This is a genomic window from Rhodoferax sp. BAB1 (assembly GCF_013334205.1).
Lineage (GTDB): Bacteria > Pseudomonadota > Gammaproteobacteria > Burkholderiales > Burkholderiaceae_C > Hylemonella.
On the sequence record NZ_CP054424.1, the window covers coordinates 1,091,795 to 1,106,430 of the forward strand.

The 14,636-nt window shown below is 63.8% G+C and carries 12 protein-coding genes and 1 pseudogene; 4 read left to right on the top strand and 9 right to left on the bottom strand.

Annotated elements, in window-relative coordinates:
• Positions 1–33: 33 nt before the first annotated feature.
• The 6 genes from HTY51_RS05350 to HTY51_RS05375 form a co-directional block, all read right to left on the bottom strand.
• Positions 34–1,242 carry a CaiB/BaiF CoA-transferase family protein gene (locus HTY51_RS05350; protein WP_174251766.1) on the bottom strand — a complete coding sequence of 403 codons (1,209 nt, stop codon included), beginning with the start codon at positions 1,240–1,242 and terminating at the stop codon, positions 34–36.
• Positions 1,242–2,030, bottom strand: a complete 789-nt coding sequence (locus HTY51_RS05355) for an enoyl-CoA hydratase/isomerase family protein (protein ID WP_174251767.1) — start codon at positions 2,028–2,030, stop codon at positions 1,242–1,244. Before HTY51_RS05355 ends, HTY51_RS05350 begins: the two co-directional genes overlap by 1 nt.
• A 9-nt stretch (positions 2,031–2,039) precedes the next feature.
• On the bottom strand, positions 2,040–3,326 hold the full coding sequence (locus tag HTY51_RS05360; protein ID WP_174251768.1) for a TRAP transporter large permease: 1,287 nt from the start codon (positions 3,324–3,326) through the stop codon (positions 2,040–2,042).
• A 21-nt stretch (positions 3,327–3,347) separates the two neighbouring features.
• Positions 3,348–3,884, bottom strand: a complete 537-nt coding sequence (locus HTY51_RS05365; protein WP_174251769.1) for a TRAP transporter small permease — start codon at positions 3,882–3,884, stop codon at positions 3,348–3,350.
• 15 nt (positions 3,885–3,899) lie between these two features.
• The gene (locus HTY51_RS05370) at positions 3,900–4,919 is read right to left on the bottom strand and encodes a TRAP transporter substrate-binding protein (protein ID WP_174251770.1); all 1,020 of its coding nucleotides are present in this window, start codon (positions 4,917–4,919) and stop codon (positions 3,900–3,902) included.
• 89 nt (positions 4,920–5,008) lie between these two features.
• Positions 5,009–6,244 (bottom strand): alanine--glyoxylate aminotransferase family protein, encoded by a 1,236-nt coding sequence (locus HTY51_RS05375; RefSeq protein WP_174251771.1) that lies wholly within the window; start codon positions 6,242–6,244, stop codon positions 5,009–5,011.
• A gap of 113 nt (positions 6,245–6,357) precedes the next feature.
• Between HTY51_RS05375 and HTY51_RS05380 the strand changes: the two genes are divergently transcribed.
• From HTY51_RS05380 to HTY51_RS18835, 4 genes and pseudogenes are all read left to right on the top strand, one after another.
• On the top strand, positions 6,358–7,038 hold the full coding sequence (locus tag HTY51_RS05380; RefSeq protein ID WP_174251772.1) for a GntR family transcriptional regulator: 681 nt from the start codon (positions 6,358–6,360) through the stop codon (positions 7,036–7,038).
• An 8-nt stretch (positions 7,039–7,046) separates the two neighbouring features.
• A complete protein-coding gene (locus HTY51_RS05385) occupies positions 7,047–10,139 on the top strand; it encodes an FAD-binding and (Fe-S)-binding domain-containing protein (RefSeq protein WP_174251773.1) in 3,093 nt (1,030 codons plus the stop codon).
• A gap of 199 nt (positions 10,140–10,338) precedes the next feature.
• Positions 10,339–11,205: an energy transducer TonB gene (locus tag HTY51_RS05390; RefSeq protein WP_254606996.1), complete on the top strand. Its 867-nt coding sequence runs from the start codon at positions 10,339–10,341 to the stop codon at positions 11,203–11,205.
• 39 nt (positions 11,206–11,244) lie between these two features.
• A pseudogene (locus tag HTY51_RS18835) lies at positions 11,245–11,498 on the top strand (hypothetical protein); the annotation flags it as partial.
• A gap of 156 nt (positions 11,499–11,654) precedes the next feature.
• Here the strand turns inward: HTY51_RS18835 and HTY51_RS05400 are convergent.
• From HTY51_RS05400 to HTY51_RS05410, 3 genes are all read right to left on the bottom strand, one after another.
• Positions 11,655–12,758: a hypothetical protein gene (locus tag HTY51_RS05400; RefSeq protein WP_174251775.1), complete on the bottom strand. Its 1,104-nt coding sequence runs from the start codon at positions 12,756–12,758 to the stop codon at positions 11,655–11,657.
• Between the two features lie 36 nt (positions 12,759–12,794).
• Positions 12,795–13,298: a hypothetical protein gene (locus HTY51_RS05405; protein ID WP_174251776.1), complete on the bottom strand. Its 504-nt coding sequence runs from the start codon at positions 13,296–13,298 to the stop codon at positions 12,795–12,797.
• A 239-nt stretch (positions 13,299–13,537) separates the two neighbouring features.
• The gene (locus HTY51_RS05410; protein ID WP_174251777.1) at positions 13,538–14,431 is read right to left on the bottom strand and encodes an acyltransferase; all 894 of its coding nucleotides are present in this window, start codon (positions 14,429–14,431) and stop codon (positions 13,538–13,540) included.
• Positions 14,432–14,636 lie beyond the last annotated feature (205 nt).

Genomic DNA, 14,636 nt, shown 5'->3' on the forward strand with positions numbered 1-14,636 from the left:
AAGTCTGAGGCGCCTTATATGGTGACATGCGATTCAGGGTTCGGCGATAGCGTTAGTACTTATGAATGTATCAACCTGTGCATCGCTATAGCCGAACTCTTTGAGCAGTTCACGCGTGTGCTGGCCCAGCAGGGGCGCGGGGCGCGTGACCTGGGCCGGCGTGGCGGAGAAATGGATGGGGCAGCCCAGGGCGCGTGTCAGGCCGGCCTGGGGATGGTCCAGCTCCACCACCATGCCGCGGGCCAGGGTCTGCGGGTGGCTCAGGGCCTCGCCCACGGTGTGCACCGGGCCGGCCGGCACACCGGCTTGGTCGAAGGCGGCCTGCCACTCGGCGCGTGTGCGTGTGCGTAGCACGGCGTTCATCAGGCTCACCAGTTCCTCGCGGTGCGCCATGCGCTCGCTGTTGGTCTTGAAGCGCGGGTCCTCGCGCCACTCGGGATGGCCCAGCACTTCGGCGATGCGCTCCCAGTTGGCCTGGTTGGCGCCGCCGATGTTGATCCAGCCGTCGCTGGCTTCGAAGGCCTGGTAGGGTGCGGTCAGGATGTGGGCCGAGCCCGTCGGTTCGCTCGATTTGCCCGTGGCAAAGAAGATGGCGGCGTGCCAGTAGAGCTGTTGCAGCGCAGCGTCGGACAGCGAGGTGTCGACGATCTGGCCTTCGCCGGTCTTGAGCTTGTGCACGTAGGCGGCCACGATGCCCAAGGCGCCGAGGATGCCGGCGTTCATGTCCGACACTGCATTGCCGTTCTTGGCGGGTGCGCCGCCGGGCTCGCCGGTGATGGACATCAGGCCGGCAAAACCCTGGGCGATCAGGTCGAAGCCGCCTTTTTTTGCGTAAGGCCCGTCGAGGCCATAACCCGTGATGGCGCAGTAGATCAGGCCCTGGTTGATTTTCGAGAGTACCTCGTAGCCCAGGCCCAGCTTGTCCAGCGTGCCGCCGCGGAAGTTCTCCACCAGCACGTCGGCCTTCTCGACCATGCGCAGCAGGATGGCCTTGCCGTCCGCGTGCTTGAGGTCGATGGCGATGCCGCGCTTGTTGCGGTTCATCATCATGAAGGGCGCCGAGACGCCGTTCACCAGCGGGTCGCGGTAGCCGCGCGCGTCGTCGCCGCCGGGCAGCTTCTCGACCTTGATCACGTCCGCGCCCATGTCGGCCAGCAGCTGGCCGCAGGTCGGGCCCGACATGATCTGCGTGAGTTCGAGAACGCGCAGACCGGCCAGGGGGCCTGCTTTCCTGTTCGTCATCAGTTTCCTTTCCAGGCCGGCGGGCGCTTCTCGACGAAGGCGCTCACGCCTTCGCGGAAGTCGGCGCTGCCATAGGCCGCGCGCACCAGATCCTCGCCCTCGGGCAGACTGTGCACGGTCAGGCGGCGCAGGCCTTCCTTGCTGACGCGTTGCGTCACCGGCGCGAGCGCGGCGAGCTTGCCGGTGAGGCGCAACACCGCGGCATCGAGTTCTGCCGGCGCGGCGATCTCCTGCAGGTAGCCGCAGGCCAGGGCCTCGTCGGCGTGGATCATCTCGGCCAGCAGCAGCATGCGCTTGACGCGCTGCATGCCGAAGGCCGCCGACAGTCGCGCCAGGTTGCTCACCGACAGGCAGTTGCCCAGCGTCTTGGCAATCGGCACGCCGAACTTCGCGGTGGGCGTGGCGATGCGGAAATCGCAACCCGTGGCAATCGCTACACCACCGCCCACGCACCAGCCCTCGACCACGGCGACCGTGGGCATGGGCAGGCTACCCAGCAGCTCCATGCAGGCGTCGATCTGGCGCTCGTAGCCCACGCCGTCCTCGCCACCCTGCGCACCTGAACGGAAGTTCTGGAACTGCGCGATGTCGGTGCCGGCCACGAAGGCCTCGCCGCCGGCGCCGCGGAAGGTGACGACACGCACGCTGGTCTCGTCCCTGAGCTGGCGGCAGATGACCATCAGCTGCTCGTACATGGCCCAGGTCATCGCATTGCGCGCCTGGGGGCGGTCAAACAGCACCGAGGCCACACCGGCCTCGATGCTCAGGTGCACGGCACCGTCACTCATGCCGTTACCTCAACGGTAGAAGTATTCAACCAGACCCAGGCCGACGAAAGGCACATAGGTCACCAGCATCAGCACGGCAAACAGCACACCGATGAACCAGACGTTCACGCGCGTCACTTCCCAGACCGAGGCCTTGGCGATCGAGCTGGCCACCATCAGCACGCTGGCCACGGGCGGCGTCTGCTGGCCGATGCCCAGGTTGATGGTGACGATCAGGCCGAAGTGCACCGGATCGATGCCCACCGCACGCACCAGCGGCATGACGATGGGGATCACCAGGATGATGGCCGCCGCCGAGTGCAGGAACATGCCCAGGAAGAGGAAGAGCACGTTGAGCAGGGCCAGCACCACCCACTTGTTGGAGGTGAAGTCCGACACCGCTTGCGCCAGCGCCTGCGGCGCCTGCACTTCGGTCAGGTAGGTGCCCAGCAGGGCGCTGGTGGCCACCAGCAGCATGACCACGGCGGTCTGCGAACCGCCCTCCATGACGGCGGCGCGCAGGTGCTTGAGGTCCAGCTCGCGGTAGATCACCAGGCCGACGAAGAGTGCGGCAACCACCGCCAGCGCGGCGCCCTCGGTGGCGGTCACGACGCCGCCGAAGATGCCGCCCAGGATGATGATGGGCAGGGCAAAGGCCCACAGTGCCTCGCGGCCGGTCTGCAGCACGCGTCGCATGGAGAAGCGCTCGTCACGCGGCAGGTTGTAGCGTCGTGCCAGGAAGCTGGCCATGGCCATCAGCCCGGCCGCGCCGATGAGCCCGGGCACCACGCCGGCCACGAACATCTGCACCACCGAGGTCTCGGCCATCACCGCGTACAGGATCATGGGGATGGAGGGCGGGATGATCACCGCCAGCGTGGCGGCCGAGGACATGGCCGCCGCGGCGTAGGGGCCGGGGTAACCCTTCTTTTTCATGCCGGGGATCAGGATGGAGCCCAGCGCGGCCACGTCGGCCACGGCGGATCCCGAGATCTCGGCAAAAAACAGCGAGGCGCCGATGGACACGTGGGCCAGGCCGCCGCGCACCCAGCCGAAGATGGCCGAGGCAAAGGCGATCAGGCGCTGCGAGATGCCCGAGGCGTTCATGATGGCGCCGGCCAGGATGAACAGCGGGATCGCCAGCAGCGGGAAGTTGGTGGCGCCGTTGTAGATCACCAGCGCCATATTGGGCAGGGAATCGAGCCCGTGGCTGGTCAGCATGGCGATGACGGCAACGATACCCAGCGACACCGCGATGGGCACGTTGATCAGCACCAGCAGCAGCACGGCACCGAAGAGGATGAGCATGGTGGACATGGTTCTTTTTTCCTCGGCGGTTCAGTGCAGGCCTTCGGCCAGCGGGTCGGCCGCGGCGCCCTGGTGGCGCAGCAGGTCGACCAGGTTGAGCGTCTCGGCCAGCAGGATCAGGACCGAGGAGACAGGGATGACGGACTGCACGAAACTCATCGGCACCCAGGGCAGGCTGACCAGCGCATCGGTCGCCAGGATGGGCAGGATGGACAGGCCCACCCAGCCCAGCAGGGCGAAGAAGGCCAGCACCAGCACCTGGCTGAAGACGTTGACCCAGTACTTGGCCTGCGGCGGCAGCTGGTCAACCACCTCGGGGCAGCCGATGTGGCCGCGCTTGACCGAGGCCAGGGCCGAACCGTAGAAGGTCAGCCAGGCCAGCAGCACCGAAGCCACCTCGTCGTACCACACCAGGGACTGGCCCAGGGTGCGGAAGACGATGCCCAGCGTCACCTCGACGGCCAGGGCCACCATGAGGAACATCACCACCCATTCCAGGACCAGGCCGTAGCGCTGTCGGAAACGGTCCAGGGCGCCGCCGCCCATCTGCTTAACGTTGTCGTGCATGTCCGTCGTACCTTCTTATTTGCCCAGGGCCACGGACTTGTCGATCAGCGCCTTGGCGCCGGCGACTTCCTTGCCGAACTCTTCGTAGATGGCCTTGCTGGCCGCGATGAAGGCGTCCTTGTCGACCTCGTTGACCTGGATGCCGCTCTGCTTGAGCTTGGCCAGCAGATCGGTCTCGTCCTTGGCCGCCGTCTCGTAGACATAGGCCTGGGTTTCCCTGGCCGTCGCCTCCAGCACCTGGCGCACGTCTTCCGGCAGGCCGTTGTAGCGGCGCGTGCCCACGGTCAGGTAGGCCGGCGTGTAGACGTGGCCGGAGAGCGAGAGGTACTTCTGCACTTCATGCAGCTTGGCCGAGTAGATCTGGGTGAAGGGGTTTTCCTGGCCGTCCATCACGCCGGTCTGCAGCGCGGTGAACAGTTCGGAGAACTTCATGGGGCTGGGGTTGGCGCCGTAGTCCTGGAACATCTTCACGCGCCACTTGCCCTCGGGCACGCGCAGCTTGATGCCCTTGAGGTCGTCCGGGCCCTTGATCGGACGCTTGTTGTTGGTGATGTGGCGCACGCCGTTTTCCCACACGGCCAGCACCTTCAGGCCCTTTTTCTCGATGGCCGGGGCGATACCGGGCCAGAACACGTCGCGCTCGATGCGGCTCATGTGGGCGCGGTCCTTGACGATGTAGGGCATCTCGAACATGCCGATCAGGTCGACCTCGGAGGACATCACCGTGGAGGGCAGGGCCATGTCGATGGTGCCCAGCTTGAGCTTCTGCACCATCTCCTTGTCGCCGCCGAGCTGGCTGGAGCCGTAGACCACGATCTTGGCCTTGCCGGCCAGCTTGGCGTTGGCGCGGCGGGCGAACTCGTCCGCGCTCTTCTGGAACATCGAGCCGGGCTCGCCCACGTGGCCAAGCTTGAGCTCGATCTGTGCCAGCGCCGGCGTGACGCCGAGCAGGGCGGTGGCGCCCAGCACGGCAGCAGCCGCGATGGCATGGAGGCGCGCGCGCGCGCCCGGGGTCTTGCGGGTATCGGTGGTCATGCTTGTCTCCTCTTTATGGGTCGTCCGTCACTCACACACAGGGCACACTGCGCGGCGGACTCCGCGCGGCACCCAATCAAAAAACAGGATTACGCTGCCTTGCGCTGCGGCAGCGCGGCCGGGTGGCCGGCGTAGTAGTCCATGATGGCCTGCACACCCGAGCCGGCCAGCTTGACGCCGCCGAGCTTCAGGCCCATTTCGCAGGCGGCCACGGTGCCGATCAGCGTCAGGTCGTTGCTGTCACCCAGGTGGCCGATGCGGAACATGCGGCCCTTGATCTTGCCCAGGCCCGTGCCCAGCGAGCAGTCGAAGCGCTCGTAGATGATCTTGCGGATGGCGTCGGCGTCCACGCCTTCGGGTGTCATCACACCGGTCAGGATGGGCGAGTGCACGCTGGCGTCGGCACACTGGATGGGCAGGCCCCAGGCGTTCACCGCGGCGCGCACGCCGGCGGCCCAGCGCTGGTGGCGTGCGAAGACCACGTCCAGGCCCTGGCCCAGGATCATGTCGGCCGATTCGCTCAGGCCGTACAGGAGGTTGGTGTTGGGCGTGTAGGGCCAGTAACCCGTCTTGTTCATCTCGATGATCTCGTCCCAGGCCCAGAAGCTGCGCGGCAGCTTCGCGGTTTTGCTGGCCTCGATGGCCTTGGGCGAGACGGCGTTGAAGCTCATGCCGGGCGGCAGCATCAGGCCCTTCTGCGAACCGCTGATGGAGACGTCCACGCCCCACTCGTCGTGGCGGTAGTCGGCCGAGGCCAGGCCCGAGATGGTGTCGACCAGCAGCAGGGCCGGGTGCTTGGCCGCATCGATGGCCTTGCGCACCGCGGCGATATTGCTGGTCGCGCCGGTGGAGGTTTCGTTGTGCACCACGCACACGGCCTTGATGCTGTGCTGCGTGTCGGCCTTCAGGCGCTGCTCGATCAGGTCGGCCTGCACACCCCGGCGCCAGCTCGCGGGCACGCCGTTGTCGGTGCCCGGGTGGGCGATGACCTCGGCCTTCAGGCCCAGGCGCGTGGCCAGGCGATTCCAGAGGAAGGCGAAGTGGCCGGTTTCGTACATCAGCACGTGGTCGCCGGGCGACAGCGTGTTGGAGAGCGCAGCTTCCCAGGCGCCGGTGCCCGAGGCCGGGTAGATGACCACCGGGTGCTTGGTCTGGAAGATCTTCTGCATGTCGGCCAGCACCTTCAGGCCCAGGGCGCCGAATTCGGGGCCGCGGTGGTCGATGGTGGGCAGGCTCATGGCGCGCAGCACGCGGTCAGGCACGGGTGAGGGGCCCGGAATCTGCAGGAAGTGGCGGCCGGTGGGGTGGAAATCGGTGGTCAGCATGGCAAATAATGAATAAGGAATCCACCCATTTTTTGCATACAAAATTTGTTTGTCAACCAGAAAGACCCTAAAATCGCTTGAAATCAAGATTTTTTTGAATACAAAGCATATCCATGGCTGAAATCCTGACCATGCCGACCGCCCTGCACGGGCAGGTCACCCAGCGCCTGCGCCAGCTGCTGGTGGAGGGCCAGATCGCGCCCGGCGCCAAGCTCAACGAGCGCGAACTCTGCGAGCAGATGAAGGTCTCGCGCACGCCGCTGCGCGAAGCCATCAAGACCCTGGCTGCCGAGGGCCTGGTGGAGCTGCTGCCCAACCGCGGCGCCATTGCCGTGGAGCTGGGCGAGGACGACATCCTCAACACCTTCGAGGTCATGGCCGGGCTGGAAGGCCTGTCAGGCGAGCTGGCGGCGCAGCGCATCACCCCCGAGGAACTGGCCGAGATCGAGGCCATGCACTACGAGATGAAAGCCGCCTACACCCGGCGCGACCTCTCTGCCTACTACCGGCTCAACGCCGCCATCCACCGCGCCATCAACAGTGCCGCCCGCAACCCGGTGCTCACCGCCACCTACCAGCAGGTCAATGCCCGCCTGCAGGCCCTGCGCTTCCGCTCCAACCAGGACGGCGAAAAATGGACCCGTGCCATGCAGGAACACGACCGCATGATCGAGGCCCTGCAAAAACGAGACGGTGCTGCCCTGCGTGCCGAACTGGTGGCCCACCTGGGCCACAAGCGCGACGTGGTGGTCGAGCAAATGCGTACGGCCCAGACCGTGAACGCGAAAAATTGAGTACAGATATGAACGCCCCTCTGCCCGCCAACGTGACGCAAGCTTCCAGGACCTACGAGGCCGTCTCCCGTCTCAGCAATGAAGTGGCCGGCCGCCTGGCCGCGCGCCTGCGCGCCGAAACCCGGGGCGAGGTGCTGTTCAGCCCGGCCGACCGCGGCCGCTACGCCACCGACGCCTCCATCTACCAGGCCATGCCGGTGGGTGTGTTCCTGCCGCGCGAGGCGGCCGACGTGCGCCTGGCGCTGGACATCTGCCGTGACCTCAAGGTGCCCATCGTGCCGCGCGGCGGCGGCACCAGCCAGTGCGGCCAGACTGTCGGCGCGGGCCTGGTCATCGACCACAGCAAACACATGCGCAAGATCCTCGACGTCAACGTCGAGCAGCGCACTGCGCGTGTGGAGCCCGGCCTGGTGCTGGACCACCTGAACGCCGACCTGAAAAAACACGGCCTCTGGTACCCGGTGGACGTCTCCACCAGCGCGCAGGCCACCCTGGGCGGCATGGCCGGCAACAACTCCTGCGGCAGCCGCTCCATCGCCTACGGCAATATGGTGCACAACGTCATCGGCGCCCAGGCCTGGCTGGCCGACGGCGAGCTGCTGAACTTCGGCCGCTACGACCAGGCCAGCGGTCGCGCGCGCCAGATCGGCGACTACGTGCGCGGCCTGGCCGGCCTGCACCGCGACGAGATCGAAGCGCGCTGGCCCAAGGTCTTGCGCCGCGTGGCCGGCTACAACCTGGACATCTTCCACAACCAGAACGAGAAGCCCTACACCACGGACGGCTCGGTCAACCTGGCCCACCTGCTGGTGGGCAGCGAAGGCACGCTGGCGCTCACGCGCTCGCTCTGCCTGCGCTTAAGCGAACTGCCGCGTGCCAAGGTGCTGGGCGTGGTGAACTTCCCCACCTTCTATCAGGCCATGGACAGCGCCCAGCACATCGTCAAGCTGGGCCACAACATGTCGGGCGGGGCGCTGACGGCGGTGGAGCTGGTCGACCGCACCATGATCGAGCTCTCGCTGCAGAACCCGGCCTTCGCCCCCACCATCCGAACCGCGCTCGCGCCCGCCATCAACAACGGCAAGCCTGAGGCCGTGCTGCTGGTGGAGTTCTCGGGCGCCAGCAAGGCCGACATCGCGCCCAAGATCAGGGAACTGGTGGACCTGATGGGCGAGCTGGGCCTGCCCGGCAGCGTGGTGGAGATGATCGACGATGCCCCGCAGAAGAACCTGTGGGAAGTGCGCAAGGCCGGCCTCAACATCATGATGAGCTTGCGCGGCGACGGCAAGCCCGTGAGCTTCATCGAAGACTGCGCCGTGCCCCTGGTGCACCTGGCCGAATACACCAACGCGCTCACCGAGGTCTTCCGCAAATACGGCAGCCGCGGCACCTGGTACGCCCACGCCTCGGTCGGCACGCTGCACGTGCGCCCCATCCTGGACATGCGCCGCGACGGTGCGAAGAAGATGCGCGCCATTGCCGAAGAGGCCAGCGAACTGGTGCGCAAGTACAAGGGCGCCTATAGCGGCGAACACGGCGACGGCCTGTGCCGCGGCGAGTGGATCGAATGGCAGTTCGGCCCGCGCCTCACCCAGGCCTTCACGCAGATCAAGGAATACCTGGACCCGTCCAACCTGCTGAGCCCCCAGCGTTTGATCGATCCACCCAAGATGGACGACACCACGCTGATGCGCTTCCCGCCTTCGTACCGCGTCGTGCCCATCCAGCCCGCGCTGGACTGGAGCGCCTGGAACGTGCAGGCCGACCCGGTGACTGGAGAAACCACCGCCCCCGGCACCGGCGGCGACCCGGCGCTGGGCCTGGCCAAGGCCGTGGAGATGTGCAACAACAACGGCCACTGCCGCAAGTTCGACGCCGGCACCATGTGCCCGAGCTACCGCGTCACGCGCGACGAACAGCACCTCACCCGCGGCCGCGCCAACACCCTGCGCCTGGCGCTCAGCGGCCAGATCGAGGGCCTGGACGGCAAGGATGCCTTGACCAGCGAAGTCGTGCGCGAGGCGATGGACCTCTGTGTTAGTTGCAAGGGTTGCAAACGCGATTGCCCCACGGGCGTGGACATGGCCAAGCTCAAGGTCGAGTTCCTGCAGCACTACAAGACCAAGCACGGCCACACGCTGAAAGACAAACTCGTCGGCCAGCTGCCCGACTACGCGCGCCACGCCGCGAAGATCGCCCCTGTGTTGAACCTGCGCGACAAGCTGCCACTCATGGCCCAGTTCAGCGAAAAGCTCTTCGGCTTCTCGGCCAAACGCAGCCTGCCGCAGTGGAAGAGCCGGCACTTCTTCAACACGCCGGTGCAGAGCGCCACGCGTGAAGAAGTGCTGGCGGCGACGAAACCCGTTGTGCTTTTCGTCGACACCTTCAACGGCTATTTCGAATCGGAAAATGCCCACGCCGCCCTGTTGGTGCTGCAGGCCGCGGGGTACGCCGTGCACGTGGCGAGCAAGGTGCAGCAGGACGGCAAGCATCTCTGCTGCGGTCGCACCTTCCTCTCGGCCGGCATGGTCGACCAGGCCAAGGTGAAAGCGCGTGAGGTGGTGGACAGCCTCTTGCCCTTCGCCGAAAAAGGCATTGCCATCGTCGGCCTGGAGCCGAGCTGCCTCTTGACGCTGCGCGACGAGCTGCTGGTCATGGGCCTGGGCGAGGGCGCGTTACAGATTGCCAAGAGCGCGCTGCTGTTCGAGGAGTTCCTCGCGCGTGAAGCCAAGGCCGGCCAGCTCGAAGCCTTCAAGGCCAAACTCAAACCCGTGAGCCAGCCCGTGCTGCTGCACGGCCACTGCCACCAGAAGGCCTTTGCCGCCGTCACGCCCGTGATGGAAGTGCTCTCACTGATCCCCGGCGCAAAACCGGAACTCATCGAGTCCAGCTGCTGCGGCATGGCCGGCAGCTTCGGCTACGAGGCCGAGCACTACGAGGTGTCCATGCAGATGGCCGAAGCCAATCTGCTGCCGGCCGTGCGGGCCAAAGCGGACGCGATCGTGGTGGCCGACGGCACCAGTTGCCGCCATCAGATCGCCGATGGTGCGCAGCGCGAGGCGGTGCATGTGGCGAAGTTGCTGGCGGGGCAGTTGGCTTAGCGAGTTTGATCCGGCAAGGTTCGCTGGATTGGCGGCTGTCGACCCCAGGCGAAAATGCGCTTCGGTCCAAGGAGGGTCTGATGGGGGATCGTCGGCCAACGGCCAGCCTCGCGAGCATTCCTGAGAGACCTCTTGAGCCGGCGCAGCTGGGAAAGCGGTCAGACACGATCACTACCTTGTACGATGGCCCGGGCGCCTCATGCAAATTCACAGATACAACCATTTCGTCGCTGTTTTCCTGTCCGTGGCCCTGCATGCGCTGCTGATTGTTTTTGCAGGCAATTTCCTGGGCAGATTCATCAGCAAGCCCGAAGCCCCGAAGGCTGAGGAGGAAGTCGTTTTTCTCGAAGTGACGCCAGCATCACCGCAGAAAACGCTTTCAACGCCCCCCGACCCAAGCCCGGGCCCGGCACCTGACCCAACACCCGTTTCCAGGATCCAGGCTCCCCAGAAAACTGCGGTGGCCCTGCCTGCTGTGGACCGTCAGCCGGCGTTCATGGATGCACCCCCCGCACCGACAGCGCAAGAGTGGGCCCTCGCAGCGAACTACACCTTGAAAAACAGCAAGCGCTACCGGTACACCTGGGGGCAGCAAGTCCGAAGCATGATGGGCAGGGCCATCGAAGGGCCGGACCAGGGCATCGTCCGGTTCCGGATTGAAATAGCCCCCGACGGGACCTTGGCACGACTGGAAACCTTGTGGACGACCTCGCAGGTGGCCGAAAATCTCGCGCGCAAGGCCATCGAAAACATGCCCCCGCTTCCCCCGACCCCGACCGGAAAGACCCTGATCTTCGAGAAAACGATTTCGTTCCAACCCTTCGATTCAGACGGTCCGCCCCTGTACAAAAACGACTGCCTGCCCGACCCACCGGCGTTCCGCAATCCGTTCATGTGGGACGGCAAATCGCCACAAGTTCGTACTGTTCCTGTGCCCAGCGAAAAACCCGATCCCGCGGCCCTGGAGGAATGCCTCAAGCAGCTGCCCGAAGATTCCATCGAAGCGGAAGGCGCGCATGACAAGAGACAACTCGAGCAATGGGGTTCGAGCAAGCTGGGCCGCTAGTTACGAGGCCTTGCCGCCGTCATGCCCGTGATGGAACTGCTAGGCTTGTTCCCTGGCGCTAGGCCCGAGCGCATCGAGTCCAGTCGCTACGGCATGGCCGGCACTTCGGCTACGAGGCCGAGCACTACGAGGTCTCCATGCAGATGACCTAGGCGGCGCTGCTGCCGGCCGTGCGCGCCAGGGCAGATGTCATCGTGGTGGATGATGGTACGAGCTGCCGGCATCAGATTGCCGACGGTGCGCAGCGCGAGGCGCTGCATGTGGCGAAGCTGCTGGCGGGATTGCTGAGTTGAGCATTCGTCCGTCATGCTCAGTCGTTCGATAGTCCCGAGTCTATTTCGACTCATTACGGATAGTCGTGGCGGCATAAGCAGACGTTCAACACCGGGGTGCCTCAGGCGCATGCAGTGCGGAAGAATTCTGTTTTGCTTCTTTCGCAAACGCTACGCTTATTGCCCCGAAGCTTGTTGGAGTTTCCACAAGAAATAGCCATTTTTCTCCTTGAGTTCTCCCTCATCTTTCAGCTGGGCGAGCTTTTCGAGAACTAGAGCAGCTCCACTTGAGCCAAGGCTTGCGACCATCGTCGCGTCGGGAGCGCCCAAGAGTGCGGCGCCGTTCAGTCCAATGAGACCGGTCAGCAGTCCTGCCCTTCTCAGGGCTTGAGACCTTTTGATCTTCACTATGGTTTTTCCAACGTCGGCCAAGGCTGCATCTACAAGATCTCTCTGGATGTGGCGCGCTTCGGCAACGAACCCCTCGGTACCCAGCGCAGCCTTGACGCTAGAGACTGATTCGAGCATCGCACGACTGAACGATCTGAACTCATCCTGATGTTCTGTCTTGACTCGAGAGATATCCTGGATGTCCAAGCCATCGAGAAACGGAATGTTGAGAGATAGCAGCGCATGAGTCTGTTCACCACTGAGCCATTCGTAGCGTTGGTGAAAAAATGGCATCGCATTGAAGTAGTCTGGCAAAGACACACCTTCGTTTAGAAATTGCAGCTCCATTTCCAGGGGAGGAATGAACGGCGCATACACTACATTCCCAGTCTCCATGTACGTGCGGCCCTTACCCGCAATCCAACTGACAAACTGTGGAGGAATGAGATTCCATGCTCCTCCGACATACGCAGCGTCGTAACCATTGTTAAGCTTCTTGTGTGTACTGGTCCAATACATTGCCGGCTTTTGAAAAAGTGTTAGCGCTGATGGCTTTAAGTCCTTCAGTTTGTCAATGACCTCGTCGATATAGCCTGGTTTATATCCAGAAACGGGAATGGGAATGTCTTGATACTGCGAACTTTCTGAATTCCATTCCCGGGTGTCTCTAATGATCAACGTGTCTGCAAGCAAGAAGAGCCGTTTGGAAAGACTCTCGAATGTTTGAAACTCGGACACGTTGACTATTAGGCTCAGCCCCGGCTGTGCAGTAAGTGCCGCGGAAAGTGCATTGCTATTCGCCTGATACCAAAACTCGACAAGGCCAGCGAAGTCTTCCGGATCCTTGCCGGTAAAGTCAAAAAGATCTTGTTGGATACGGGAGAGGAGCATGGCTATTCCAGGAGTCCCCATGGGCATGGGCAGGGGTTAGGTCATGTGGTCAGGTCTTGTTTTGTTTGTTGGGGTAGGAATCCTTTTCCGCACGGGCTTCGCTTTGTGTGACAGATATACGAAGAGTTCCAGAGGAGCCTGACCTGGTAGACCAAATAGGACCTCTTGGTCGGCTCGGCAACTCCATACTTCACCTGGCCGCAGAACGTAAGGCAATTTGTTTCCATAGTGCGGTACGAAGGTTGGTCCTGACTGCGATACGGTACCTTTCTTCAATGCTTTCTGGGCCTCGATGCCCATGATCGTCGTTGGCATACTCCCAACGTTAGATAGCTCGATATGGAGATATGACTTAAGTTCTTGCGAGACGCCATGCTCGGTGGATTTTTCCCGGACTACTTCACTGTCTGGGTACCAAGTATTGGCTCGAACAACTAACCGAACAATCGCTGTGCTTCGTGCCCACTTGACCACATCCCAGATCAGGACGGTAGTGGCAACGATAGCTCCCCACCATGCAATGAAGTAAGTGCTGTCCATGTTGACCTCCCCATGTGACGCGACGCAGCACATGGAACTGGCCGCTGAATCGTGTCGTTGTGATTTGGCGTCTTTTATGTGACGGGACGCTCTATTGCCAGCATAAGTATGTCACTAAGGCAGATCGTGCCCGTAGATTTTCGATTTCTGACGAGTTAAGGCGCAGGCCTTGCCTTATCCATTGGCATGTGGCCACGCTGCCCGCAATTCAGCGGGATGATTGCAGGACTATCGACGGATCAGCCGCGCAGCAGCACGTTGATCTGCGCGTCCTTCTCCTCCCAGATGCCAGCCAGCCAGCGGTGGAACTGGCCGCGAAATTCCGGGTCGTCCTCGTAATCCCCCGTGCCGAACTCGGCCGGGATCGGCAGTTGCCGCGCACGCACGATCACCCTGGGCGTGCGGCCGCAGAGGAACTGCCAGAAGGTGGGGGCGCCGGCGGGGTAGACGATGGTCACGTCGATCATGGCGTGGAACTGGTCGCCCATGGCGTTGAGCGCCAGCGCCAGGGCGCCGGCCTTGGGCTTGAGCAGGTGGCGGTAGGGCGAGCCCGAGGCCTGGTGCTTGGCCGGCGTGAAACGCGTGCCTTCGGCAAAGTTCATCACGCTGGTGGGCACGCGGGCGAACTTCTGGCAGGCGCGGCGGGTGGTCTCGCGGTCCTGCCGGCGCAGGTCCGGGTTCTTGCGCAGGGCGGCCTTGCCGTGCCGGCGCATGAAGGGGAAGTCCAGCGCCCACCAGGCCAGGCCGATCACCGGCACGTAGATGAGCTGCTGCTTCAGGAAGAACTTGAGCATGGGGATGCGCCGGTTCATCACGTGCTGCAGCACGAAGATGTCCACCCAGGACTGGTGGTTGCAGTTCACCAGGTACCAGCCCTGGTAGGGCAGTTCGGCCACACCCTGCACATCCCAGCTGGTTTTTTGCGTGAGCCGCATCCAGCCGCTGTTGCAGGCGATCCAGGCGGTGGCGATCGCGTTGAGTGCCGGGTCGATGGCCTGGCGCACGGCCTGGAAGGGCAGCACCAGCTTGAGCAGGGCCAGCGCAAACAGCAGCGCGCACCAGAACAGCGTGTTGATCCCCAACAGCAGGGAGGCGAGGATACCCTTGACGAGGGATGGCAGGAAGCTGAGCATGGGATGGTGAGTAGGCGGGGGGAGGGGGCCGTTGCTGGCCCAAGGGCTGCGCGGCTGCAGCGATGGGCCATTGTGCGCCTGTGCCGGCGGCAGACTCTGCGTTAGATCAGCAATTCCCCAATTCCCCTGGGTTCGTGCACCGCTTGGCTACCCGGGCGCGGGCAAGCGGACCATAATCACCCACAGGGGGCTGGCGCCTGTGGCG

Excerpts from the sequence above, each read along its gene's own strand:
- HTY51_RS05350 (WP_174251766.1), bottom strand. The coding sequence starts at position 1,242 with ATGACGAACAGGAAAGCAGGCCCCCTGGCCGGTCTGCGCGTTCTCGAA.
- HTY51_RS05355 (WP_174251767.1), bottom strand. The coding sequence starts at position 2,030 with ATGAGTGACGGTGCCGTGCACCTGAGCATCGAGGCCGGTGTGGCCTCG.
- HTY51_RS05360 (WP_174251768.1), bottom strand. The coding sequence starts at position 3,326 with ATGTCCACCATGCTCATCCTCTTCGGTGCCGTGCTGCTGCTGGTGCTG.
- HTY51_RS05365 (WP_174251769.1), bottom strand. The coding sequence starts at position 3,884 with ATGCACGACAACGTTAAGCAGATGGGCGGCGGCGCCCTGGACCGTTTC.
- HTY51_RS05370 (WP_174251770.1), bottom strand. The coding sequence starts at position 4,919 with ATGACCACCGATACCCGCAAGACCCCGGGCGCGCGCGCGCGCCTCCAT.
- HTY51_RS05375 (WP_174251771.1), bottom strand. The coding sequence starts at position 6,244 with ATGCTGACCACCGATTTCCACCCCACCGGCCGCCACTTCCTGCAGATT.
- HTY51_RS05380 (WP_174251772.1), top strand. The coding sequence starts at position 6,358 with ATGGCTGAAATCCTGACCATGCCGACCGCCCTGCACGGGCAGGTCACC.
- HTY51_RS05385 (WP_174251773.1), top strand. The coding sequence starts at position 7,047 with ATGAACGCCCCTCTGCCCGCCAACGTGACGCAAGCTTCCAGGACCTAC.
- HTY51_RS05390 (WP_254606996.1), top strand. The coding sequence starts at position 10,339 with ATGCAAATTCACAGATACAACCATTTCGTCGCTGTTTTCCTGTCCGTG.
- HTY51_RS05400 (WP_174251775.1), bottom strand. The coding sequence starts at position 12,758 with ATGCTCCTCTCCCGTATCCAACAAGATCTTTTTGACTTTACCGGCAAG.
- HTY51_RS05405 (WP_174251776.1), bottom strand. The coding sequence starts at position 13,298 with ATGGACAGCACTTACTTCATTGCATGGTGGGGAGCTATCGTTGCCACT.
- HTY51_RS05410 (WP_174251777.1), bottom strand. The coding sequence starts at position 14,431 with ATGCTCAGCTTCCTGCCATCCCTCGTCAAGGGTATCCTCGCCTCCCTG.